At 48.2% G+C, this 25,282-nt stretch carries 23 protein-coding genes; 10 read left to right on the top strand and 13 right to left on the bottom strand.

The features are described 5' to 3' along the window. Nucleotides 1-67 precede the first annotated feature (67 nt). From WKT20_RS00265 to WKT20_RS00245, 5 genes are all read right to left on the bottom strand, one after another. A complete protein-coding gene (locus tag WKT20_RS00265; protein WP_117673811.1) occupies nt 68-979 on the bottom strand; it encodes a dihydroorotate dehydrogenase in 912 nt (303 codons plus the stop codon). Beyond that, nucleotides 967-1,743, bottom strand: a complete 777-nt coding sequence (locus tag WKT20_RS00260) for a dihydroorotate dehydrogenase electron transfer subunit (protein WP_118441591.1) — start codon at nt 1,741-1,743, stop codon at nt 967-969. Before WKT20_RS00260 ends, WKT20_RS00265 begins: the two co-directional genes overlap by 13 nt. Nucleotides 1,744-1,837: 94 nt before the next feature. Further along, nucleotides 1,838-2,287, bottom strand: a complete 450-nt coding sequence (locus WKT20_RS00255; RefSeq protein ID WP_007558318.1) for a helix-turn-helix domain-containing protein — start codon at nt 2,285-2,287, stop codon at nt 1,838-1,840. A gap of 708 nt (nt 2,288-2,995) precedes the next feature. Then, complete coding sequence (gene holA / locus WKT20_RS00250) at nt 2,996-4,012, bottom strand: DNA polymerase III subunit delta (protein ID WP_117673808.1); 1,017 nt, start codon at nt 4,010-4,012, stop codon at nt 2,996-2,998. A 10-nt stretch (nt 4,013-4,022) separates the two neighbouring features. Further along, nucleotides 4,023-4,799: an AMP nucleosidase gene (locus WKT20_RS00245; protein WP_007558324.1), complete on the bottom strand. Its 777-nt coding sequence runs from the start codon at nt 4,797-4,799 to the stop codon at nt 4,023-4,025. 204 nt (nt 4,800-5,003) lie between these two features. On the opposite strand from WKT20_RS00245, the gene WKT20_RS00240 reads away from it, so the two are divergent. Then, nucleotides 5,004-5,453: a type I restriction enzyme HsdR N-terminal domain-containing protein gene (locus WKT20_RS00240; RefSeq protein WP_304323712.1), complete on the top strand. Its 450-nt coding sequence runs from the start codon at nt 5,004-5,006 to the stop codon at nt 5,451-5,453. Nucleotides 5,454-5,520: 67 nt separating this feature from the next. Here WKT20_RS00240 and WKT20_RS00235 read toward each other — a convergent pair whose 3' ends face one another. The 4 genes from WKT20_RS00235 to WKT20_RS00220 form a co-directional block, all read right to left on the bottom strand. After that, a complete protein-coding gene (locus WKT20_RS00235) occupies nt 5,521-6,312 on the bottom strand; it encodes a zinc ribbon domain-containing protein (protein WP_007558331.1) in 792 nt (263 codons plus the stop codon). A 6-nt stretch (nt 6,313-6,318) separates the two neighbouring features. After that, nucleotides 6,319-7,413, bottom strand: coding sequence for a Nif3-like dinuclear metal center hexameric protein (locus WKT20_RS00230; protein ID WP_270653568.1), 1,095 nt, complete (start codon nt 7,411-7,413; stop codon nt 6,319-6,321). Between the two features lie 183 nt (nt 7,414-7,596). Then, nucleotides 7,597-8,265: a bifunctional 4-hydroxy-2-oxoglutarate aldolase/2-dehydro-3-deoxy-phosphogluconate aldolase gene (locus WKT20_RS00225; RefSeq protein ID WP_007558337.1), complete on the bottom strand. Its 669-nt coding sequence runs from the start codon at nt 8,263-8,265 to the stop codon at nt 7,597-7,599. Nucleotides 8,266-8,303: 38 nt separating this feature from the next. After that, a complete protein-coding gene (locus tag WKT20_RS00220) occupies nt 8,304-9,326 on the bottom strand; it encodes a sugar kinase (protein WP_117673805.1) in 1,023 nt (340 codons plus the stop codon). A 217-nt stretch (nt 9,327-9,543) separates the two neighbouring features. Here WKT20_RS00220 and WKT20_RS00215 point away from each other — a divergent pair, with 217 nt between their 5' ends. Beyond that, complete coding sequence (locus WKT20_RS00215; RefSeq protein ID WP_117701875.1) at nt 9,544-10,620, top strand: LacI family DNA-binding transcriptional regulator; 1,077 nt, start codon at nt 9,544-9,546, stop codon at nt 10,618-10,620. 21 nt (nt 10,621-10,641) lie between these two features. Beyond that, nucleotides 10,642-12,135 (top strand): UxaA family hydrolase, encoded by a 1,494-nt coding sequence (locus WKT20_RS00210; protein ID WP_340416601.1) that lies wholly within the window; start codon nt 10,642-10,644, stop codon nt 12,133-12,135. An 81-nt stretch (nt 12,136-12,216) separates the two neighbouring features. On the opposite strand, the gene WKT20_RS00205 is transcribed toward WKT20_RS00210, so the two are convergent. The 4 genes from WKT20_RS00205 to WKT20_RS00190 all read right to left on the bottom strand — a co-directional run bounded on the left by WKT20_RS00205 (nt 12,217) and on the right by WKT20_RS00190 (nt 16,636). After that, nucleotides 12,217-14,112, bottom strand: coding sequence for a M56 family metallopeptidase (locus WKT20_RS00205; RefSeq protein ID WP_340416600.1), 1,896 nt, complete (start codon nt 14,110-14,112; stop codon nt 12,217-12,219). A gap of 63 nt (nt 14,113-14,175) precedes the next feature. After that, nucleotides 14,176-14,931 carry a TlpA family protein disulfide reductase gene (locus WKT20_RS00200; protein WP_340416599.1) on the bottom strand — a complete coding sequence of 252 codons (756 nt, stop codon included), beginning with the start codon at nt 14,929-14,931 and terminating at the stop codon, nt 14,176-14,178. Beyond that, nucleotides 14,928-15,290, bottom strand: coding sequence for a BlaI/MecI/CopY family transcriptional regulator (locus WKT20_RS00195; RefSeq protein ID WP_340416598.1), 363 nt, complete (start codon nt 15,288-15,290; stop codon nt 14,928-14,930). Before WKT20_RS00195 ends, WKT20_RS00200 begins: the two co-directional genes overlap by 4 nt. Before the next feature lie 974 nt (nt 15,291-16,264). After that, nucleotides 16,265-16,636: a DUF3127 domain-containing protein gene (locus tag WKT20_RS00190; RefSeq protein WP_007558357.1), complete on the bottom strand. Its 372-nt coding sequence runs from the start codon at nt 16,634-16,636 to the stop codon at nt 16,265-16,267. Nucleotides 16,637-16,812: 176 nt separating this feature from the next. Here WKT20_RS00190 and dnaN point away from each other — a divergent pair, with 176 nt between their 5' ends. The 7 genes from dnaN to WKT20_RS00155 are packed head-to-tail and all read left to right on the top strand — an operon-like array spanning nt 16,813 to nt 25,091. Then, entirely contained in the window at nt 16,813-17,937 is a 1,125-nt protein-coding gene (gene dnaN / locus WKT20_RS00185) for a DNA polymerase III subunit beta (RefSeq protein WP_118165456.1), read from the top strand. Nucleotides 17,938-17,961: 24 nt separating this feature from the next. Further along, nucleotides 17,962-18,738 carry a 3'-5' exonuclease gene (locus WKT20_RS00180; protein ID WP_117671577.1) on the top strand — a complete coding sequence of 259 codons (777 nt, stop codon included), beginning with the start codon at nt 17,962-17,964 and terminating at the stop codon, nt 18,736-18,738. Between the two features lie 12 nt (nt 18,739-18,750). Beyond that, nucleotides 18,751-19,956, top strand: a complete 1,206-nt coding sequence (coaBC, locus tag WKT20_RS00175; protein WP_007558362.1) for a bifunctional phosphopantothenoylcysteine decarboxylase/phosphopantothenate--cysteine ligase CoaBC — start codon at nt 18,751-18,753, stop codon at nt 19,954-19,956. A gap of 6 nt (nt 19,957-19,962) precedes the next feature. Beyond that, nucleotides 19,963-21,630, top strand: coding sequence for a DNA repair protein RecN (gene recN / locus WKT20_RS00170; RefSeq protein WP_117701866.1), 1,668 nt, complete (start codon nt 19,963-19,965; stop codon nt 21,628-21,630). An 18-nt stretch (nt 21,631-21,648) separates the two neighbouring features. Next, nucleotides 21,649-22,398: a 23S rRNA (guanosine(2251)-2'-O)-methyltransferase RlmB gene (gene rlmB, locus WKT20_RS00165; RefSeq protein WP_340416597.1), complete on the top strand. Its 750-nt coding sequence runs from the start codon at nt 21,649-21,651 to the stop codon at nt 22,396-22,398. A gap of 23 nt (nt 22,399-22,421) precedes the next feature. Further along, the gene (locus WKT20_RS00160; RefSeq protein WP_445323254.1) at nt 22,422-24,131 is read left to right on the top strand and encodes a trypsin-like peptidase domain-containing protein; all 1,710 of its coding nucleotides are present in this window, start codon (nt 22,422-22,424) and stop codon (nt 24,129-24,131) included. Nucleotides 24,132-24,140: 9 nt separating this feature from the next. Continuing rightward, nucleotides 24,141-25,091, top strand: a complete 951-nt coding sequence (locus WKT20_RS00155; protein WP_117701864.1) for an NAD(P)H-dependent flavin oxidoreductase — start codon at nt 24,141-24,143, stop codon at nt 25,089-25,091. Nucleotides 25,092-25,282 lie beyond the last annotated feature (191 nt).

Genomic DNA, 25,282 nt, shown 5'->3' with positions numbered 1-25,282 from the left:
TTGCGTTTTGTGACGAACGCAAGGACGTTTTTTTATGCTTGTTTTCGGGCCTTGAAAAGTGTTGTTTTCAGATTTCCAGTGCACCGATGATGTCGCGTACGGAACTGTATCCGTGACGGTCCAGATAGTCGTTGATGCCTTCAGCCACTTTCACGGTGATGGCCGGATCAATGAAGTTGGCTGTACCAATCTGGATGGCAGTGGCACCTGCTAGCAGGAATTCTACGGCGTCCTTCCAGTTCATGATACCACCCAGACCTACTACCGGAATGTTTACGGCTTTAGCTACCTGCCATACCATGCGCAGGGCGATGGGTTTCACGGCAGCACCACTCATACCTCCGGTCACGGTCGACAGGATAGGACGACGCTTTTCTGCATCGATGGCCATACCCAGCAGGGTGTTGATGAGCGACACGCTGTCGGCCCCGGCACCTTCTACGGCACGGGCAATCTCGGTGATGTCTGTCACGTTGGGCGACAGTTTTACAATCAGTGTCTTCTTGTAGACTTTACGCACGGCACTCACCACTTCGGCAGCTCCGTGAGCTGTTACACCGAAAGCCATACCTCCCTGCTTCACGTTCGGGCAGGAAATGTTCAGCTCGATGGCCGGGATGTTTTCCAGTTCGTTGATGATGGAAGCCGTCTCCGCATAGTCTTCCACCTGTGAGCCGGACACGTTTACAATCATGTTCGTACGGATGTCCTTAATTTGCGGATAGATATGGTCCACGAAATAATGCACGCCTTTGTTCTGTAATCCCACGGCATTGAGCATACCCATGGGCGTTTCGGCCATACGCGGGTAAGGGTTTCCTTCACGGTGGTGAAGTGTGGTTCCCTTCACGATGATACCTCCGATTTTCTCCAGGTCCACGAAGTCCTGAAACTCCAGTCCATATCCGAATGTACCCGATGCGGTCATGACCGGGTTCGACAAGTTCAATTTACCGATGTTTACGCTTAAATCTGCCATAATAGTTTCTTTATATTAAATACCGGACCTTCTTTACATACGCACACATGTCCCTCGTCTGTCTTTTCCACGCAGCAGAGGCAGGCTCCGACGCCGCAGGCCATGGTGTTTTCCAGTGACACCTCGCATTCGATGCCTTCTGCTTTGGCATACTTGGCCACTGCCATCATCATGGGTTTCGGGCCGCAGGTGTAAATCATGTCAAACTTCTGTGCTTTCAGTACGCTGTGCATGGTGACGTATCCCTTTTCGCCCATGCTGCCGTCTTCGGTGGTGGTGTATACGTCGCCGAGGGCTTCAAACTGTTCCAGCTGGAGCAGGTCGTTCTTCGAGCGGGCACCCAGCAGGAAGGTGGGTTTGCATCCCTGCTTCAGGAGCGCTTCGCCCAGGTAGAGCATGGGAGCCGTACCTACACCGCCGCCCACGAGCAGCACCTTGGTATCGGCAGAAGCTGGCATGGTGAATCCGTTGCCCAGCGGGAGCACTACGTTTACTGTATCGCCTTTCTGTACGGTAGCCAGTTTACGGGTACCGTCGCCCACAAGCTGGACGAGGAACCATACTTCGTTTTTCTCTCTATCTACGTAGTTGATGGAAATGGGGCGACGCAGGAAGGTAGTCGGCGAACCGTCCACCCGGATTTCGGCAAACTGTCCCGGAAGCATTTCGGGCAAGGGAGCCTCTTGCGTCAGCTTGATGAGAACGTAGTTCGCGTGCAGGCGAGTGTTCTCGGTGACTATCAAATCTAAGATGTATTTCTTCATATAAAAAAAGGTAAATTCGTTTCTTTCGCGCAAAGATACGAATTTACCTTTTATATGCCTAACACCTTGGCGGGTGCTTTTGTCGTTCGGGGACTTATTTTTCGGGTTTGAATACCTCGTATGTGCCGTTGTCGAAGAAAATACGTATTTCGGTAATCTTCGGATGCGGCTTTTCGATGTACTTAACTTCCTCTCTGATAATCTCTTTTGGCGGATAAACCACGGTGGGAACCTCGTTCTCCTTGCGAAAATCGGAGTGAGCCGGCTCTTCGGTCGTGTTTTTCGGATTCTCGAGCGGTTGTGAGAACAAGTCCATGCCTGTTACGGCGGGAGCACTTTCTTCCATTTCGCCTTCACCGTAGAGCAGCCAGTTGATGTTGATGTACGGACATGCTTTATGGATGCGCATGACGACTTCCAGGCTGGGTTTGTTTCGCCCGCTGAAGATGTGCGACAGTGAAGAGGTGGAGATGCCTATCTTTTCGGCGAATTCGGCATTCGATAAACCCTCTTTTTGCATGACTTTTAGAATCCGGTCCTTCATATACAAATGGAAATGGCTTTGTTTGTTGATTACAAAAGTAATTCTTTAAATTTAGAAATGCAAATTTATAAATCTAAATTTACATTGTTACAAGTGTAAATCATATCATTCCAATTGTACATTTACGCTTTTATACAAGTGTAAATACATTTGTAATTAACTTTAGTTTAGTCGGTTATTGGGTTGGATATTAGTATATTATAATTGTATACATGTGTATATATGGGAAAAATAAGAGTTTATTCGCTCTTTCAGGTTGTTTTATTGAACAGATTTGTAGATATTATTCTAAAATATGCTGGTATTCAGTGTATTATGCTTCTTAAAGCTGCATGTTATATTTATTCGTTTACATTTAGATAAGTAACACTTTATTCTTGTAAATTGCATTGTATCAGTGTAATATCTCCCCTACCCGTTTGCTAAAATTTACATTTGTGGCGGATAAATAGGCAGAATACAAATGTAAATCATCCAATTCTACACAAATAAGTGATTACATTTGTATTTTGTACCTTCCACTTCTATCTGTAATTTACCGTTTGTAGGGAAACTTCGTGAGAATTGAAAATTTGACGTCCATTTGTATTCTCCTCCTGATTTTTCAATTCTCGTGAAAAACGAAAAAGCGGCATACATCCGGTCTTTTTCAGATGTATGCCGCTTGTACAGCGTATTGCTTTCCTCTTTTCAGAGATTCAGTTTCGGTTAATGAAGAATGAAATAAATCAAGTCGCGCAGTAATTCTCCATCGGGCGTGGAAGGATTGCCTATACCTTTCGACCGGGCGTCGCATTCGCGAATGGCATGGATGATTTGCATCACCTTTACGCCTGAATAACGTCGCATGGCTGCCATGTATTCTTTCGCCTGCCACGGACTTTTCAAGCCTAACTGAGCCGCTATTCCCTGGTCTGATTTCTCAGGTGCATAATAGGCCAGCATCAGGTTCGAGAAAAAGTTGAACAGAATGGCCAGTGTCATTTGTAGCGGATTGTTCTTGGGATTCTCCTCGAAGTATTTGATGATTTTGTTGGCCTTCAGCACGTCCTTTTCCACCAGTGCGCTCCGCAGCTCAAAGTTGTTGTAATCTTTGCTGATACCGATGTTCCGCTCAATCTGTTCCGGTGTGATGCGGCGTGCGCCTTCCGGCAGTGTCAGGATAAGCTTCTCCAGTTCGCCGGCCATACGGTTCAGGTCGGCTCCTACAAACTCGGCCATCATTTCCGATGCCTTGGGCTCGATTTCCACTTTCTTCCGCTTCAGGTATGAGGAGATGAAACCGGGAATCTGACTGTCCTTGAGCTTCCGCGATTCGAACAGTACCCCGTTTTTCTCGATTTCGGCGGCCAGTTTCTTCCGGCGATCAATGCTGCCGTGCTTGTAGCATACCACCAGTATGGTCGATTTCTGGGGCTTCTGCAGGTAGAAAGCCAGCTCCTCGATGCGTTTCAGGCTCTGTGCTTCCTTTACCACTACCACCTGGTATTCCGACATCATCGGGTAACGCTTGGCGGCGTTGATGACGTTAGCCACATCCGTATCGGCCCCGTATGTGACGGTCAGGTTGAATTCCTTTTCCGTTTCACTGAGCACGGTGTCGATGATGTAGTCGGCAATCCGGTCGATGTAGTAATCCTCTTCGCCCATGAGGAAATATACGGGCGCATAGATGCGGTTCTTCAGGTTGCGTACAATCTCTTCGTAAGTGACTTCCTTTGCCATTTTCGTCGGTTTACCAGTCAAATTTCAGGTGTTTCACGGTCTTCTTTTCATCGATGATCATGCGCAGGGCATCGATACCGATTTCTACGTGTTCATGCACGAAATTCTTGGTCACCATGCTGTCACTCTGCTCCGTTTTCACGCCTTCCGGAATCATGGGCTGGTCGGACACGAGCAGCAGGGCACCCGTAGGAATGTGGTTGGCAAATCCGGTGGTGAACAAAGTCGCCGTTTCCATATCCACTGCCATGGCACGGGTCTTCAGCAGGTATTTCTTGAACTCCTCATCGTGTTCCCAGATGCGGCGGTTGGTGGTGTACACCGTTCCGGTCCAGTAGTCGCGTGAGTGGTCACGGATGGCCGAAGATACGGCACGCTGGAGCATAAAGGCCGGAAGAGCCGGCACCTCAGGCGGATAATAATCGTTCGATGTTCCTTCGCCACGGATGGCCGCGATAGGCAGAATCAGGTCGCCTATCTGGTTCTTCTTGTCGATACCTCCGCACTTGCCCAGAAACAGGCAGGCTTTCGGATGTACGGCACTAAGCAGGTCCATGATGATGGCTGCATTGGGACTTCCCATGCCGAAGTTGATAATGGTCATGCCTTCTGCATGGGCCGAAATCATGTTGGCATCGCGTCCTAAAATGGGCACGTTGAACCGTTCGGCAAAGATTTCGACGTATTTATTGAAGTTTGTCAACAAGATGTACTCACCAAAGTCTTCCAGTTTCCGCTTGGTATAACGCGGGAGCCAGTTTGCTACGATTTCTTCTTTTGTTTTCATTAGCTCTCAGAATTTGTGTTGCCAAATAAAATATTGGGAAGATGATATTATCTTCCTTAAACGCAAATGTACAATAATAATGCAAACAGAAAAAAGAATTTGGGATTTTCTCTTACCGGAGACCTTCGGTTTTTGGAAAATAATTCAGCTTTTATGTACTTTTGAGAAAATGGAGTATCTTTGCTTCGTAATAGAAGAACGCTTATGTTTGCATTGAACCTGCCTGCTTTTGAGACCAAGATTGCCCAGCGAGAGGGAAAGAACGTGATATTTGACGTGCTTCGCCGCCGGTATGTAGCGCTGACTCCGGAGGAGTGGGTACGCCAGCATTTTACGAATTTCCTGCTGAAGGAAAAGGGGTATCCGCAAGGACTGTTGGCCAATGAGATACAAATCAACCTGAACGGGACGAAGAAACGCTGTGATACGGTGCTCTACCGGCGCGACCTGACTCCGCAGATGATTGTGGAATACAAGGCTCCTTCGGTGGAGATTACGCAGGCTGTCTTTGACCAGATTACCCGTTACAACATGGTGCTGAAGGTGGATTACCTGGTGGTGAGCAACGGGCTTCGTCACTACTGCTGCCGCATCGACTATGCACGGAATACGTATTATTTTCTCCCGGACATTCCCCGTTATGCAGATTTATAGTGCATAAAAAAGAAGGAATCCCCTGAGCGGGAATCCCTTCTTCTGCTGTCAGACGGAAGTCTGACGCTTATTTCATTTTTGTTTCCAGATGCTTTTCTGTTTCTACACCAGCCAGTTCCGGGTCAATCATGATACGGCCACAGTATTCGCATACGATGATTTTCTTGCGCATACGGATGTCGAGCTGTTTCTGAGGCGGAATCTTGTTGAAGCAACCGCCACAAGCGTCACGCTGCACGTAAGTAATACCCAGACCGTTGCGTGAGTTCTTACGGATACGCTTGAAAGCCTGAAGCAGACGTGGTTCGATGGTAGCTTCCAGATTCTTGGCTTTTTCTCTCAGTTTTTCTTCTTCCTGCTTGGTTTCTGAGATGATTTCGTCCAGTTCGTTCTTCTTTACTTCCAGGTCTTTCTTTCTTTCTTCCAGCAACTGTTCGCTCTTTACGATTTCCTCTTCTTTTGACTTGATGCCGGCTGTATATTCACGGATACGCTTTTCGCAGAGTTCCACTTCCAGGCTCTGGAATTCGATTTCCTTAGTCAGTACGTCGTATTCACGGTTGTTACGTACGTTGTCCTGCTGACTCTTGTACTTTTCGATAGAAGCCTTGGCAGTTTCGATTTCGATTTTCTTGCTGGCTACGTTTGACTTCAGTTCTTCGATTTCAGCCTTGATTTTCTCGATGCGTGTGCTCAGACCCGTCACTTCGTCTTCCAGGTCCTGCACTTCCAGCGGAAGCTCTCCTCTCAGTGTCTTGATTTTGTCAATCTCCGACAACATGGTTTGCAACTGGTAGAGTGCTTTCAGCTTTTCTTCCACACTCAATTCATTCGGATCTTTCTTTGCTTCTTTAGCCATAGTTTTCTACAAGTATTTTATGGGATTGGTATTGACACGCGTCAGCTGGGCGTCGAGTGTCGGAAACTTTTCCCGTATGATTGAATATAATAAATCTTTTGTATATTGTTCGCTTTCGTAGTGTCCTATCTCTGCAATGAGAATGTCGTTCTCGTAGCTGAAATAGTCGTGGTATTTCACTTCGCCTGTCAGGAACAGGTCGGCATGGGCTCTTACGGCCTTGGGCAGCAGGAAGGCTCCTGCTCCTCCACAGAGGGCGACAGTCTGGATGAGGCGTCCTGTCATGCGCGAATGTTTTACACAGCCCACCTCGAACAGCTTCTTTATCCGGCGCAGGAAATCGGTTTCGGTTTCCGGTTCTTCCAGTTCACCTACGATGCCAGCTCCTGCCTGTGTCCATTCATTCTGCAAGGGATAGAAGTCGTAGGCCGGTTCCTCGTAAGGATGTGCTTCGACAAGGGCTTTTTGCACCTTCCCTTTTAGGAATGCCGGCAGCACGGTTTCAATCCGTACCTCATGCTCTTCGTGCAACTGGCCGATTTCTCCGCAGAAAGGATGTGTGCCCGGCTGTGCGCGGAAAGTGCCCTTTCCTTCCAGATTATAGCTGCAGGAATCGTAGTTGCCAATGCACCCGCATCCGGCTTCAAACAAGGTATTACGTACCTCATCGGCCTGTGCCTGCGGTACGAAGGTAACCAGTTTCAGCAGCTGGTTTTCTTTCGGTTCCAGAATTCTTACGTTCTTCAGTCCGATTTTCTCGGCAATCTTGAAGTTGACGCCCTGCGGTGCGTTGTCCAGGTTGGTGTGCATCGAGAAAATCACGATGTCGTTCTTGATAGCCTTCAGGATGCAGCGTTCCACGTAGTCACGTCCGGTAATCGATTTGTAGCCCTTGAAGATGAGCGGATGGTGAGATACAATCAGGTTATATCCCAGTGCGATGGCTTCATCTACCACGGCTTCGGTTACGTCCAGACACAACAAAGCCCCTGTAGCTTCCGCGTCTGTCAATCCGATTTGCAGTCCGGCATTGTCGAATCCGTCCTGTAAAGGCAGAGGCGCGAATATCTCAAGGGCATTCACAATTTCCTTAATTTTCATATTTCGCGAAAAATTTCATGCAAAGATAGGATTTTTCGCGCACATATCCATGCAGGAAGTATTCGTTTTTGTATTTTTTCATGAATATTCCTTCACTTGCGGGCATGAGAAAGCCCCGCTGCACCCTTCCGGACGTAGCGAGGCTTCTCACTTATACACCTTTAAACAAAATGAATTTCTGTATTATTTACGAGCTTCTGCAATGTAAGCCAATGCTTCCTTACATTTTTCTGTGACGTAAGTCCAGTCTTCAGCAGCTACCTTGTCTTTCGGGAACAACTTAGAACCCATACCTACGCAGAATACTCCTGCCTTAATCCATGAAGTCAGGTTTTCCTGAGTCGGTTCTACTCCACCGGTTACCATCAGTTTAGACCATGGCATCGGAGCCAGCAAACCTTTTACCAGTTTCGGACCCAGTACGTCGCCCGGGAAAATTTTGCAGAGGTCGCAGCCCAGTTCCTGTGCAAAACCTACTTCTGATACGCTACCGCATCCCGGAGTGTAAGCCACCAGACGACGGTTGCAGACTTTTGCGATTTCAGGGTTGAACAACGGACCTACCACGAAGTTAGCGCCCAGCTGGATGTACAGAGAAGCAGTAGCAGGATCTACGATAGAACCTACACCCATTGCCATTTCCGGACATTCTTTTGCTGCGAATTTCACTACTTCAGCAAATACTTCGTGTGCAAAGTCACCACGGTTGGTGAATTCAAATGCACGTACACCACCGTCATAGCAAGCCTTTACCACTTTCTTTGCTACTTCTGCATCCTTGTGATAGAATACAGGAACCATACCTGTTGAACCAATCTTGTTCAACACTGCAATTTTATCGAATTTAGCCATTTTTTTAACCTTAAATGAAATGTTGTTTGTTTGAGTGATTATCTCTGTACGCGACCGCTAGCGTCACCACCAGCCAGTGCTTCTACTTCTTCTACAGATACCAGGTTAAAGTCGCCGTTGATAGTGTGCTTCAATGCTGAGGCTGCTACTGCGAATTCCAATGCTTCGCCCTGAGTAGCTTTGGTCAGCAAGCCGTGGATAATACCACCTGAGAATGAGTCACCACCACCTACACGGTCAATAATCGGGTCGATGTCGTAACGCTTAGAAGTATAGAATTCTTCACCGTTGTAAATCATAGCCTTCCAGCCGTTGTGAGTAGCAGAGAAAGATTCACGCAAAGTAGAAATTACATACTTGAATCCGAATTCCTTAGCCATGGCTGTGAAGATTCCCTTGTAGCCTTCTGCATCGGTCTTACCGCCTTCTACGTCAGCATCTGGTTTGAAGCCTAAGCAAAGTTCAGCATCTTCTTCGTTACCGATACAAACGTCTACATATTGCATCAACGGGCGCATGATAGACTGTGCTTTTTCTTTTGTCCACAGTTTTTTGCGGAAGTTCAAGTCAACAGAAACTGTTACTCCGTGACGTTTTGCAGCTTCACAAGCCAATTTAGTCAGTTCAGCAGCCTTGTCAGAGATAGCCGGAGTAATACCAGACCAGTGGAACCAGTCAGCACCTTCCATGATAGCATCAAAGTCGAAGTCGCAAGAATCAGCTTCAGCGATGGCAGAGTGAGCGCGGTCGTAGATAACCTTGCTAGGACGCATAGAAGCACCTGTTTCCAGGTAATAGATACCTACGCGGTCACCACCACGGGCGATGTAGTCAGTCTTCACACCGTATTTGCGCAATGCGTTTACAGCTGACTGTCCGATTTCGTGTTTCGGCAATTTGGTTACGAAGTATGCTTCATGACCATAGTTGGCACAGCTCACAGCTACGTTTGCTTCACCTCCACCGTAAACTACGTCAAAGCTGTCTGATTGAACAAAACGAGTATTGCCCGGTGTAGACAATCTCAACATGATTTCGCCTAAAGTAACAATTTTTCCCATTGCCAGATATTTTTATACTTATGTGATTAATAATGTAGTTCTTAACTCGTATCACAAAAACGATTCTTTCATCGGTTGCTTTTGAAATATCTATTTTGTGTACGCACACAAAGGTACGGTTTATTTTTTAAAAACCAAAATAAGTTATATATTTGTATCGAAAAAATTGATTTTTTACTGAATGCACAGATTGTACAATATAATAAGGTAAGAACGCATGGAGAAACAGCAAGATAGAATCCGAATCAAGGACATCGCCCAGATGGCCGGAGTATCGGTGGGAACAGTAGACCGTGTACTTCACTCCCGGAGCGGTGTGTCCGAATCCAGCCGCATTAAAGTGGAAGAAATATTGAAGAAGCTGAACTATCAGCCCAACATGTATGCCAGTGCGCTGGCTTCGAACAAGAAATACAGATTTGCCTATCTGCTTCCTTCGCACAATGAGGGGGACTATTGGAAAGATGTGGAGCGCGGCATGCAACAGGCCATCACCCGCTTTTCCGATTTCAATGTTTCTCTGTCGGATTATTATTATGACCAGTATGAGTCGGGCGCCTTTATAGAAAGTGGTATGCGCATTCTGGACGCACAGCCCGACGGAGTTATCCTTTCGCCTACCGTGGAAGAAGAAACGGAGCAGTTTGTCAACCTGCTGCGTGAAGCCGGCATTCCGTATGTGTTTATTGATTCGAATATTGCCCGACTGGAACCGCTGGCTTTCTACGGACAGCATGCCCAGCGGAGCGGATACTTTGCCGCCCGCATGTTGCGTCTGCTGGCAAAAGGCGAGCCGGAGATTGTCCTCTTCCGTCAGATAAACGAAGGACGTCTGGGTTCGAACCAGCAGCTCCATCGTGAAGAGGGTTTCTATGAATATATGAAGGAGCACTGTCCGGAACTGAAAATGTGGGAACTGAACCTCTATGCCAAACAGCCGGGTGAAGATGCTTCGTTGCTGGATGATTTCTTTGCGGCGCATCCGAACGTGAAGTGCGGTATCACCTTCAACTCGAAGGCGTATATCATCGGTGAGTATATGCAGCGTCACGGACGTACGGACTTCCACCTTATGGGCTACGACCTGCTGCGTCGCAACGTGGCTTGCCTGAAAGCTGGAAGCATTGACTTTGTCATAGCTCAGCAGCCTACCGTGCAGGGATACAACAGCATTGAATGTCTGTGCAACCACCTGATTCTGCGCAAGAAGGTGAAGGACTGCAACTACATGCCCATCAACCTGATTACGACGGAAAACATCGATTTCTATTTCGATGCACATGTCAACGAATAACCTGATTACATCACTATTAATATGAAAACAACTTATTTGAGAATCAACCCGGCTGATAACGTGGCGGTGGCTATTTCTCCCCTTCATACAGGAGAAACCATCGAGGCAGACGGACGGGTGATTACCCTGCGCACGGATGTGCCTGCCGGCCACAAGGTGACGCTGAAGAATTTCCAGGCCGGAGAGAATATCATTAAATACGGCTACCCTATCGGTCATGTTACTACCGATGTGCCCGAAGGTACATGGGTGAGCGAGAAAGAAATTAAGACTAATCTGGCAGGACTGCTGGATTATACTTACCAGCCTGTGGAGGTGCACACGGACATTCCGGTGGAACACCGCACGTTCAAGGGATATCGCCGTCGGAACGGAGACATCGGCGTGCGTAACGAAATCTGGATTATCCCGACCGTGGGCTGTGTGAACGGTATCGTGAACCAGTTGGCCGAGGGCCTTCGCCGCGAGACGGACGGAGGAAAGGGAGTGGATGCCATTGTGGCTTTCCCGCATAACTACGGCTGTTCGCAGTTGGGTGAAGACCATGAGAATACGAAGAAGATTCTGCGCGACATGGTGCTTCATCCCAATGCCGGAGCCGTGCTGGTAGTAGGATTAGGATGTGAGAATAACCAGCCCGATGTGTTCCGTGAATTTGTCGGTATGTATGACGAAGACCGTATCCGCTTCATGGTAGCACAGAAGGTAGACGATGAATACGAAGAAGGTATGCGCATCTTGCGTGAACTGTATGCCAAGTGCTGTCAGGACGAGCGTACCGATGTGCCCCTCTCTGAGTTGCGTGTGGGACTGAAATGTGGTGGCTCCGACGGCTTCTCGGGCATTACGGCCAATCCGCTGCTGGGCATGTTCTCCGACTACCTGATTGCGCAGGGAGGAACTTCGGTACTGACTGAGGTTCCCGAAATGTTCGGGGCAGAAACCATCCTGATGAACCGTTGCCGTACTACGGAACTGTTCAACCAGACGGTGAGTCTGATTAATGATTTCAAGGAATACTTTCTTTCACATGGAGAGCCCGTGGGCGAGAATCCTTCGCCGGGTAATAAGGCCGGAGGTATCTCTACACTGGAAGAAAAAGCACTGGGTTGCACACAGAAATGCGGAAAGAGTTACGTATCGGGTGTGATGGCTTACGGAGAACGCTTGCAGACAAAAGGCTTGAACCTGCTCTCGGCTCCGGGCAATGACCTTGTAGCTGCTACGGCCCTCGCCTCTTCCGGCTGCCACATCGTGTTGTTCACTACAGGACGCGGTACGCCATTCGGTACCTTCGTACCTACCATGAAGATTTCTACCAACTCTAACCTGGCGGCGCACAAGCCCGGATGGATTGACTTCAATGCCGGTGTCATCGTAGAAGACGAACCGATGGAAACTACCTGTCGCCGTTTCATTGATTATGTGATTCAGGTGGCCAGCGGAGAGCCTGTGAACAATGAGAAGAAGAACTACCGTGAGATTGCCATTTTTAAGAATGGTGTCACACTTTAAAGAAACCTCTGAAAACTAAAAGAGAACGCGCAAGGATATTTTCAAATACCCTTGCGCGTTTCTTTTAGATAGAGAGTGTTTTTATTTCTTTTTGGTAGTGATGAGAATCACGCCATTCTTTCCTTTTTCGCCATATATTGCGGTAGCATCTGCGTCTTTCAATACAGTGATTGATTCAATACACTGAGGGTCGAGCTTGTTCATTGTTTCGGTGGAGGCCTCCGTTTTGTCTATCAGCACCATCGGCAATGCTTCTTCTTTTCCCTGACCGTCCTTTCCGTTCTGAAACATCTGGACGATTGCTGCCGGAACTTCGCTTTTCTGAGGAGCCGGAGTGACTCCATATCCCACTACTACGACGTCATTGTCGCTTGCCTTCGGCTTGTTGTTGGTTCCCTCCAGCATGAAAGTCACCGGGAGAGTAAATTTCACGCTGACCGGCTTTCCGTCCTGCATGCCCGGCTTCCATTTCGGCATGGTGCTGATTACGCGGATAGCTTCGGCATCCAGCCACGGGTCGACCGGACGGAGCACCTTGAAATCGCTCAGCGAACCGTCTTTCCTTACCACAAACTGCACGATGACACGCCCCTGCTTACCGGCTTCCTGTGCCTTTGCAGGATACCTGAGATTGCGTGCCATAAATTCCAGACCAGCACGCATACCACCCGGATATTCCGGCATCTGCTCCACTACGCTAAACGTCTGGTCGTCCGACACCACAGCTTGCGGAGTAGGTGCTACCACCTTCACATCTTTCTTTGTCTCACTTTCAGACAAGACAATTGTCTGGTCGGCTTTCTTCAGACAGTCTTTGACCGACATGGTAACCGTACTCATACCGATGTAGGCCACCTGGATGCTTTGGTCGGTGCCGACTTCCAGCGTGAAATTACCGTTTTCGTCGGTAATGGTCCCGTTGGTCGTATTCGCCACAAGTACGGTTGCTGCAATGATGGGTGCTCCTTTTTTATCCACCACCTTCATCTTCAGTTTGGTCTTTTCGGCGGGATTCGACACATTTTTATCGGCATACGTTTCCAAAACTGCCGATAAATCATTAACTTTGACACTTGAAATCTCATCGAGTGGTTGAGAGATTTCAGGACGGGCAAAAGCAGCTACGGTAACGGCTGCCAACGGAAGTACATAGAGGTACTTGGCACGTGCCCACGGATTGGATTTTTTTCGAATCATCATAGTGATACGTTTTTTAAGTGAACTGTGATTAAAGCTGTTGGCAATAGAGTAGAGCCTTGCGCCAACGGCTTTTTTTATTAATAGCATTTGATATTCTTTCGCATTGATGCCCTGACGGAGTACTTCTTCGTCGGCTTCGTATTCGTGGATGTTCTGCAACTCCTGCTTGAGCAGCCAGATGGCCGGATTGAACCATTGCAACCAGGCACAGGCTTCGGTCAGCAACAAGTCCCATGAGTGACGGTAATGGATGTGGGCCATTTCGTGCACCAGAATGTGATGTCCGCTTTCCTTCAAGTCTGTTTCCGAAATCACGATGTAGCGCATCCAGCTGAAAGGAGCCAGTTTACGACGGTGAACCACCAAGCGGATACCATTGTCCAACCTTTCACACCGGCTGTGACGAATGAGATAAAGCATGCGTCCCAGCGACCAGAGGTGACGGACGATGACAAAAAACAACCCCGCAAAATAGACTAACACCAGCCCTTCCTGCCAGTGGAACGGGCGACTACCCTCTTCTACCACTACCGCTTCACTATTCCATTGGTACATCAGCAACAAGTCTTCCATCGACATCACTTGTGCATTTACCGGCGAAGCCTGTTCCACCGTCACCTTTACCAAAGGCAGCAGGCATGAGAGCAGCATTACTCCCAGCAAAGCCATCCGGTTGAAACGATGGAAAGTTTCCTTGCTGAGCAGCAGGCGATAGAACAGATAGAACATCGCCAGGCAGACAGCCGACTTGAGTATATAGACTAAAAAGGTTCCCATGACTTTTATGTGTGTTTACGATTATATTATTCTGTACCGACCAAGGTCTTCGCTAACTTCCGCTTATTTCCCGGCAGATAATTGCCGGATGGTTTTCAGTAGTTCATCACGTTTCTGCTGGTTGGTGCCTATAGTGATCTTTCGCACCACTCCCTGTTTATCGAGCACAACCGTGGTGGGTGTCTGCTGTACGCCAAACATTTTCCACAACACAGAATCGCCTGCTATCTGACGGAAGCGGAATCCCTGACGTTCCACAATCTTCTGTATCTGTTCGGGAGTGTTCCAGGTGACGGCCAGATAATTCACATCCGGGCAGGCATCCAGCCATTTGCTCAGTTCGGACATCTCACGAATGCAAGGGCCGCATCCCGTGTACCAGAAGTTGAGCACCAGCGGCCGTCCCAGGGTATTGCGGTCAGTCCAGCGGGTACCGTCGGTAGCCTGTACGCTGAAAGGTTTGATGCGCTCCCCTTCCTTCATGGCCAGTTTAGAAGTGTGAGTAATCATTGACATAAACTTTACGTTTCCCTTCGCTTTTTCCAGCCAATAATCTGCATCCTTCACTTCAGACAGAGGAACAGCGTATTTCTTTGAATTCTCGCTTAGTTTGACGCCTGTCACCAGCATCATCATCCGTCCGTCTTCGTTCTTCAGAACAGCCATCTTGAGTTTTGCCCCATTCAGTTCGGAGGGCGTCTCCATGAAGAAACAGCCGTCTATCAGCAGTTTCGGGTTCTTTTTACTTTCCGTCTGTCCCCAGGAAGGCAGCATCAGACCACATAACAGCCACGCCGCCAATAATATGCGTTTTCTCATAGCCGTCCCTCTTCTACTTTCTGTATCAGTTCCTTGAGTTCCTCCACCGAAATGTCTTCTTCTTTCACCAGCGAGGAAACAGCCCCTAAGAAAGAGTTGTTGAAATATTTGGAGATGACCCCACGCAGGGTTTTCCGTCGGAATTCCTCTTCCGACACTAGGGCATGATACTGGTAGGTATTACCAAACGCTGTATGCGACAGGTAGCCTTTTTCTTCCAGTCCTCTTACGATGGTCGACAGGGTGTTGAAGTGCGGTCGTGGCTCTTCGTAGAGTTCCAGCAACTGCTTGACGAACATCGGACCTTTCTCCCAGAAAAATCCCATGATTTCTTCTTCTTTGGCAGTAAGTGTTTTCATTTCCGTTTCAATTGGTTATTGCAAAGAACTAAATTTTTTAGTTCATAAACTAATATTTATAGTTAATATAACTAAAGAGAATAGTTTTTATAGCGACTTTTCTATATGAATTAAAGATGAGCCGCTAATCAAGAAAAATTTACTGGTTATTCTCCCTTGGATTCTGAAATATTACTAGTTCAGAATTGAGGAGGAAGATGCTTACGATGCCCGGGAGCATCGAACTTTGCAGATTTTCTACCACGTATTTTTTTCGCATGACCAGGAGGAATCTCCTTCTTATGTGGTGGCTTGGGTGCATGGCGATGCACCACGCAAGAGCTTCCGCCCAAACACAAGAGTAGACTGAATAAGGCATTCAACAATTTTGTTCTCATAACTTTCAATGGTTTCTACAAAGTTAGAAAAAACACAGATATAATCTTCTGTAAACCTTTCCAATTGTAGAGAATAAAAGACCCTCAGCTCTTTTCTAAAATGCAAGTGCCTTTGTTGTGAAACACAAAGGCGTTTGAATCAAAACGCAAGTACGTTCAAGCTCAAACACAAGTACATTCGAACCAAAACGTAAGTGTGTTTTTTCACACAGACATGCAAGTGTGTGAAAAAGATGCAAAAACAGTAAGAAAAAGCGTGTTGAGAGATTTTAAACAAATCCTCCAAACAATAATAGGAGGAATGCCGAGGAAATGATATCTCTTTGATTTACAGAGACTAATCAGCTATAGAAGCATAAACGAACAATGGAAAGCTTGACGGGTTGTCGGGGTTGGCACCGGTTTTTCAAACTTCCTATATACAGGTGTGGAAAAATATAAGCGTTATATTTTTCCACACCCCGCGTATATATACTTTATAAAAATGCCTGCCAACCCCGACAACCCGTCAAGTACACGGCCGAAAACGGACAATAAAAAACCTCCTTCACTTCATCTTTCCAGAAGCAAAGGAGGCATTCAAATTTCCGTATTCATTTAGAACGGCAGGTCGTCTTTCTCGTCTGTCATGGAGAAATCGGCCGGAGCTGCATTTACCGGAGGGAATGGAGCTTCTACCGGAGGCATCTGAGGAGTGGCTCCCACACGTTCCACCTTCCATGCACGGATACTGTTGAACCAGCGTCCTTGCCATTCGCGGGCATCAATGTCGAACGATACGTTCAGCTCCTCGCCCACCTGAATATTAAACTGTTTGATTTTGTCGTCCCCAAAGACATCAAAGCACATGCGACGCGGATACTGGTCGTGTGTTTCGATGACATATTCTTGTACCTTCCATTCGTTGCCGTTCCGCGAGGTACCGCCTTTCGGTTCCAGAACCGCAATCACTCTTCCTGCTAATTCCATAAATAGTATTTTTAAATTCGGTGACGAAATTACGACTTTCCATAGAAGAAAACTAATTTTTAAGACCTTTTTTTGTGGGGTGTATGCAATCTTTTCGTAACTTTGGCAATTGGTTTAGAGCATCCGTAGATGCATTTAATAATAAAAACAGAACAAAAACAAATATAAAAACAGCTATGAAGTTTATCGTTTCAAGTACTGCTTTATTCAGTCATTTGCAGGCTATCAGCCGAGTAATCAACTCAAGAAATTCATTACCCATTCTGGACTGTTTCCTCTTCGAACTGAGAGACGGTACACTCTTTATGACTGCTTCGGACAATGACACTACGCTGTCTACTTCCATCGAAGTGAATGAATCGGACAGCGACGGCCGTTTTGCCGTTTCTTCCAAGACATTGCTGGAAGCATTGAAAGAGATTCCTGAACAGCCGCTGAGTTTCCACATCGAACCCAGCAACATGGAAATTACCGTGGAATACCTGAATGGAAAATACAGTCTGATGGGACAGAATGCCGACGAATATCCGCAGGCACAGGCATTGGGCAGCAATGCCGTACAGGTGATCATGGGAGCAGAAATCTTGATGAACGGCGTAAACCGCAGCCTTTTTGCGACTGCCGACGACGAACTTCGTCCGGTGATGAACGGTATTTATTTCGACATCAGTACGGAAGACATTACGCTGGTGGCTTCCGACGGTCATAAGCTGGTACGTTGCAAGACCTATGCCGCACGAGGAGCAGAAAAAGCTGCCTTCATCCTTCCGAAGAAGCCGGCCAACCTGCTGAAGAACCTGCTGCCGAAGGAACAGGGCGACGTACAGATTGGCTTTGACGACCGCAATGCCATGTTCACCCTCGAAAACTATCAGATGATTTGCCGTCTGATTGAGGGACGTTATCCGAACTATAATTCTGTCATTCCGCAGAACAACCCGCACCGTGCCATCATTGACCGTGCGCTCTTCATCAGTGCCCTGCGCCGTGTGTCTGTGTTCTCTTCACAGTCAAGCAGCCTGATCAAGCTGAGCTTGTCGGAAAACCAGATGAAGATTTCTGCACAGGACATCGACTTCTCTACTTCGGCCGAAGAAACCATCGCTTGTCAGTATGGCGGCAACCCGATGAGCATCGGTTTCAAGTCGTCGTTCCTGATTGACATCCTGAACAACATTTCTGCACAGAACATCATCATCGAACTGGCCGACCCGTCACGCGCAGGTGTCATCGTTCCTGAAGAACAGGAGGAAGACGAAGACCTGCTGATGCTGCTGATGCCGATGATGCTGAACGACTAATCCTTTTTTGTTACACACAGACTCATGAAACTGAACTTGAAAAATCCGCTCGTGTTCTTCGATTTGGAGACCACGGGCACTAATATTAATACAGACCGTATTGTAGAAATCTGCTACTTGAAGGTTTATCCTAACGGCAACGAAGAGGCCAAGACCTTGCGCATCAATCCGGAAATGCACATTCCGGAGGCATCGACTGCCATTCATGGCATTCACGACGAGGATGTGGCCGACTGTCCTACTTTCAAGGAAGTGGCAAAGGACATTGCCCGCGACATTGAAGGGGCCGACATTGCCGGTTTTAACTCCAACCGCTTTGACGTGCCGGTGCTGGTAGAGGAATTCCTCCGTGCTGGCATTGACATCGACCTGACCAAGCGGAAGTTTGTCGACGTGCAGGTGATTTACCACAAGCTGGAACAGCGCACGCTTTCGGCTGCCTACAAGTTCTACTGCGGAAAGAATCTGGAAGACGCGCATACGGCAGAAGCCGATACACGGGCTACCTACGAGGTGCTGAAGGCGCAGCTCGACCATTATCCTGACGTGCTTCAGAACGACATCAACTACTTGTCGGAATATTCCAGCTACAGCAAGAACGTGGACTTTGCCGGAAGAATCGTGTATGACGACAACGGCGTGGAAGTGTTCAACTTCGGAAAATACAAAGGTATTCCGGTGTCGGAAGTGCTCAAGAAAGATCTGGGCTACTATGGCTGGATTATGAACGGAGACTTCACACTGAACACGAAGAATGTATTGACAAAAATCCGCCTGCGCGAAACGGGGCTGGTCAAGTAAACGGAAGGTAGCATGAATACACTACAAGGCAAAAAAATTGTACTGGGTATTACGGGTAGTATTGCGGCCTACAAGGCGGCCGTGCTGACACGCGGACTGATTAAGAAAGGTGCGGAGGTGCAGATTGTCATCACGCCGGCAGGAAAGGAGTTCATCACTCCCATCACGCTTTCGGCGCTGACCAGCAAGCCGGTCATCAGCGAGTTCTTCTCACAGCGTGACGGCACATGGCACAGCCACGTGGACTTGGGATTGTGGGCCGACGCCATGGTCATCGCTCCGGCTACGGCTTCCACCATCGGAAAGATGGCGCACGGGGTAGCCGACAACATGCTGGTGACGACCTACCTGTCGATGAAGGCTCCGGTGTTTGTGGCTCCGGCCATGGACCTGGATATGTTTGCTCATCCTTCTACCCAGCATAACCTCGACATTCTGCGCAGCTATGGCAATCATATTATCGAACCGGCTTCGGGCGAGCTGGCCAGCCACCTGGTAGGAAAAGGACGCATGGAAGAGCCTGAGAAAATCATCGAGGTATTAGAAGCGTTCTTTGCCCGTCAGCAAGACCTGGCCGGACGGAAAATCGTCATTACCGCAGGGCCTACTTATGAGAAAATTGACCCGGTGCGCTTTATCGGCAATTACTCTTCCGGAAAGATGGGCTATGCCCTGGCTGAGGCTTGTGCTTCACGTGGAGCGGAAGTGGTGTTGGTGAGCGGTCCGGTTACCCTGCAGACGGTTCATCCGAACATTCGTCGCATAGACGTGGAGAGTGCGGCCGAAATGCACCGTGCAGCTGCCGATGCCTTCAAGGATGCAGACGCAGGAATCTTGTGTGCAGCCGTAGCGGACTTCACGCCGGAGCAGGTGGCCGACCAGAAAATCAAACGGGAAAAGGACGACCTGGTGCTGCGGTTGAAACCGACTTGCGACATTGCCGCTTCCTTAGGAAAGGAAAAACGTCCGGACCAGTTACTGGTGGGGTTTGCACTGGAAACTTGCGACGAGGTAAGCCATGCCCAGGATAAGCTGGCACGCAAGAACTTTGACTTCATCGTGTTGAACTCGCTGAATGACAAAGGAGCCGGTTTCCGTTGCGACACCAACAAGATTACGATTATAGACCGCACTGAAGCTGTTTCCTACCCGTTAAAGCGCAAGCAGGAAGTGGCCGAAGACATTGTGGATAAACTTTCCAGTCTGTTTCATTCCTAAACCGTTATGCTACAGTCTATCTTTATACAGAACTATGCCCTGATTGATAAGCTGGACATTGACTTTACGTCCGGCTTTTCGGTGATTACCGGTGAGACCGGTGCCGGAAAGTCTATTATCTTAGGGGCTATCGGACTCCTGTTGGGACAGCGTGCCGACGTGAAATCCATCAAGAAGGGAGCTTCCAAGTGTATTGTGGAGGCGACTTTCCGGATTGCCAACTACGGCATGGAACCGTTCTTTCAGGAGAATGACATCGAATTTGAACCGGACGAATGTATCCTTCGCCGTGAAGTGTCGGCCAACGGGAAGAGCCGTGCTTTCATCAACGATACGCCGGCTTCGCTGGCACAGATGAAAATGCTGGGCGAAAAACTGATTGACGTGCACAGCCAGCACCAAAACCTGCTACTGAACAAGGAAGGTTTCCAGTTGAACATTTTGGACATTTTAGCACAAGACGAGCAGGCATTGTCGGCTTATCAGTCGGTATACCTTTCTTATAAAAAGGTGGCAAAGGAACTGGATGATTTCATCGCACAGGCTGAAAAGAGCCGTCAGGATGAAGATTATATCCGCTTTCAGCTGGAACAGTTGGAAGAAGCCGGACTGAAAGACGGAGAGCAGGCAGAACTGGAACAGGAAGCAGAGACACTGAGCCATGCCGAGGACATTAAGGCTGGACTCTATAAAGCCAGCCAGCTGATTAACGGTGAGGAAGGCGGTACGGTTTCACTGACCAAGGAGTGCATGCAGACTCTTCAGGGCCTGACACAGGTATATGCGCCGGCTAAGGAATGGATGGAACGGCTGAACAGCTGCTACATTGAACTGAAAGATATTTCCCGCGAAATCGACAATGCGGAGGAAGAAGTGGAATTCAATCCGGCACGTCTGGATTTTGTCAACGAACGGTTGAACCTGATTTATTCCTTGCAGCAGAAACACCGTGTGCAGTCGGTAGAAGAACTGATTGAACAGACGGAAAGCTATCGCAGCCAGTTGAATGCCATCACTTCTTTCGACGACCGGATTGCAGAACTGGAGGGTGAAAAGAAGAAATTGTATGCCGAGGTGCTTCGTCAGGCCGAAAAGCTGACCGCGCTTCGTACACAGTCGGCACGGCACATTGAATCGCAGATGGAATCCCTGCTCATCCCACTGGGTATGCCTAACGTGCGTTTTGCCGTGGAACTGACTCCCAGAAAAGAACCCGACAGCAAAGGGATGGACAGCGTGACTTTCCTGTTCTCAGCCAATAAGAACGGAACTTTGCAGAACGTGGCTTCCATCGCTTCGGGAGGTGAAATTGCCCGCGTCATGCTTTCACTCAAGGCCATGATTGCCGGAGCCGTCAAACTACCGACCATCATCTTCGATGAAATTGATACCGGTGTGTCAGGCTCCATCGCAGAGAAAATGGCACTGATAATGCAGGACATGGGACGCCAGAACCGCCAGGTTATCAGCATCACTCACCTGCCCCAGATTGCCGCACGCGGAATTGCGCACTACAAGGTGTACAAGGAAGATACCGACACCGGAACCAACAGTCATATCCGTCGCCTGACGGATGAAGAACGGGTGCAGGAAATTGCCCACATGCTCAGCGGTGCCACCCTGACAGAGGCTGCCGTACAGAACGCCCGTGCCCTGTTAGGCTTTAAACAATAACAAGAAACAAACAAGACCATGATAGAAAAGAACGAAATGATTTTCGGCGTACGCGCCGTTATCGAGGCTATCCAGGCCGGAAAAGAAATTGACAAAGTATTAATCAAGAAAGACATCCAGAGCGACTTGTCGAAGGAGCTTTTCGCCGTGTTGAAAGATACGTTCATCCCCGTGCAGCGCGTACCGGTGGAACGCATCAACCGCATCACCAAGAAGAACCATCAGGGAGTGGTGGCCTTTATCTCGCCCATCACTTACCAGCGTACAGAAGACATCGTGCCTTTCTTGTTTGAGCAGGGCAAGAACCCGCTGCTCATCTTGCTGGACGGCCTGACCGATGTGCGTAACTTCGGAGCCATTGCCCGTACGTGTGAATGTGCCGGTGTAGATGCCATCATCATTCCGTCAAAAAACAGTGTCAGTGTCAATGCAGATGCCATCAAGACCTCTGCCGGAGCCTTGCATACCATTCCGGTGTGCCGCGAGAACAACCTGACAAATACCATCAAGTTCTTAAAAGAAAGCGGATTCAAGATTGTGGCAGCGACAGAGAAGGGTGACTATGACTACACCAAGGCCGATTATCAGGGTCCTACGTGTATCATCATGGGTGCGGAAGATACCGGTGTGCCTTATGACCACCTGGCACTTTGCGACGAATGGATCAAGATTCCGTTGTTCGGCAACATTGAGTCACTGAACGTGTCCGTGGCAGCAGGTATCCTCATCTATGAAGCTGTGAAACAAAGAGGATTCGGAGAAGAATAAAACAATAAAACATACATACTACCATGAAAATAGGAAAAATTACCCTCGTGCTGACATGCTGTGGGATGGCTTTTCAGACCGGAATGGCTCAGGAACTTCCCAAATGGGCCAGCAAAGCCAGAAAAGCTGTGTTCTCTGTCATCACGTACAATAAGGAGAATCAGATTCTCAATACCGGAAACGGATTCTACATTGATGAAAACGGTACGGCCGTATCCGACTATACCCTGTTTAAAGGAGCCGAACGTGCCGTAGTCGTGACTGCCGATGGAAAAGAACTGCCGGTGGAATACATTCTGGGAGCCAACGATATGTACGACGTAGTAAAGTTCAAGACAGCAGCCGATAAGAAGATTGTGGCCTTGCAACCGACATCCCGTCCGGGTGCAGTCAGTGAAACGGTGTACGTGCTTCCCTACTCTACACAGAAAGCGGCTTCGGGCACACACGGCACCATCTCCAAAATCGATACCATCAGCCACAACTCTTTCTATTATACTCTGAACATGAAAACGGGCGAAAAGACCGTAAGCTGTCCGGTGATGAATGCAGAAGGAGAAGTAGTGGGATTGGTACAGAAGAACAGTGACAAGGAAAGTACATCAAGCTATGCCATCGGAATAGGCTATGCAAAGAGTCTGTCTATCACCGCACTCTCTGCCAATGACTTTACGCTGAATACCATCGGCATCAAAAAAGGATTGCCGGAAGACGAGTCTCAGGCACTGGTGTACCTTTATATGTCTTCTTCCAACCTGTCAAAAGAAGAATACCTGAACCTGCTGAACGAATTTGTCCAGCAATATCCGAAAAACAGTGAAGGTTATTCCCGCCGTGCCGTTTGTTACATAGGATACGGTGACGACGCACACTATGCACTGGCAGAAAAAGATTTGCAAACCATGGTGGAAGTGAACGAAAACAAGGGAGACGCATACTATAACCTTTCTAAACTGCTATATAATTATGTGCTTGGTCTCCAGGGAGCCAAACCGTATGGCGACTGGACCATGGAGCGGGCACTGAAGGAAATCAATACGGCCTTGGAAAACGACAAGCAGGGACTGTACTACCAGCTGCAGGGAGATATTTATTTTGCCATGAAGAAATATCCGGAAGCATTTGCCAGCTACGAAGCAGTAAACCGCTCGCCGTTAGCTTCTGCCGCTTCTTTCTATGCCGCTGCCAAGACCAAGGAACTGATTGAAGGTGCTTCAAAGAAGGAAGCCATTGCCTTGATGGACAGTGCCGTGGCTAAATACAATCCTCCCTATGGAAAAGAAGCTGCTCCATATCTGTACGAACGTGCCCGCATGAAAGCGGAAGACAAACAGTTCCGCGAAGCAGTGGTAGACTACAATTTGTTCCACGACGCCATGATGGGCCAGGTATCGTCTGATTTCTATTTTATCCGTGAGCAGGTTGAAATGCAATGCCGTATGTACCAGCAGGCCATCAATGACATCAACAAGGCTATTGAGATGGAACCGAAGAACGTGGAATACTGGGTAGAAAAAGGAAGCGTACATTTGCGGGTAAACCAGCCGGAAGAAACGGTAAAAGCCTTGAACAAAGCTATTGAACTGGATGCCAAGAATGCGGCAGCCTATCGTATGCTGGGTTACTGCCAGGTACAGCAGGGAAAGAAGAAGGAAGGCATGGCCAACCTGGAAAAAGCAGTAGAACTGGGTGACACCGTAGCCAAGAACCTGATTGAGAAATATAAAAAATAACTGATTGATATGCAAAACAGAGTCTGTCACCTTTTCGGTATCCGCTACCCCATCATTCAAGGTGGAATGGTATGGTGTAGCGGATGGAGACTGGCTTCAGCCGTGAGCAATGCTGGTGGACTGGGGCTGTTAGGGGCCGGTTCCATGCACCCGGAGACTCTGCGTGAACACATCCGCAAGTGCAAGGCTGCTACCGACCAGCCCTTCGGAGTCAATGTGCCGCTGATGTATCCGGAGATTGAAACCCTCATGGAAATCATTCAGGAAGAAGGGGTGAAAATCGTGTTTACCTCTGCGGGAAATCCCAAGACATGGACTTCCAAGCTCCAACAGGCAGGCATCAAGGTGGCTCACGTGGTATCTTCCAGCCGTTTTGCCATGAAATGTGAGGAAGCCGGAGTAGATGCCATTGTGGCAGAAGGCTTTGAAGCAGGCGGACACAACGGACGAGAGGAAACTACGACTTTCTGTCTGATTCCGGCCGTCAAAAAGGTGTGTAGTGTGCCTCTTATTGCAGCAGGAGGAATTGTTTCGGGTGAAGGTATCTTAGCCGCCGAAGCGTTAGGCGCAGAAGGAGTACAGATGGGTACCCGCTTTGCTCTGACGGAAGAGAGTTCGGCACATTTCAATTTCAAGGACCGTTGCCTGCGATTGAATGAAGGAGATACTCTTCTGACACTCAAGCAGCTTTCCCCTACCCGTCTGATTAAAAATGATTTCTACAAGCAGATAGAGGAGGCGGAACAGAAAGGAGTCTCAGTAGATGAACTGAAGGCTTTGTTGGGAAAAGGCCGGGCCAAAAAGGGAATCTTCGAAGGCGACCTCTACGAAGGAGAACTGGAAATAGGACAAGCCGCATCTCAGCTTCGCAAGTTACAGACGGTGGATGAGGTGATGAAGGAGCTGGTAGAAGACTACCGGACAGCACTTCGCCAGATGCAGGACAAACAGAGTTGGTAAAACTTTCGCATACTAAGCATGTAAGTTCTTGCTTACAGACTTTTCAAATTCAATAAATATCCTTTAAAATAAAATGGCAAATGAAGATGATTTTACACTGTCATCTTCATTTGCCATTTTCATATGGGTTTCTGTATCTGATTTCATTTGTCATATTCCCGGAGAAACGCTTGAACATGGTTTCTACCCGG

It is taken from the genome of Phocaeicola sp. ICN-14070 (genome assembly GCF_037892625.1).
Taxonomy (GTDB): domain Bacteria; phylum Bacteroidota; class Bacteroidia; order Bacteroidales; family Bacteroidaceae; genus Phocaeicola; species Phocaeicola plebeius.
The sequence above is the reverse complement of the archived record's forward strand: the minus strand, read 5'-3'. Positions and strand labels throughout refer to the sequence as shown.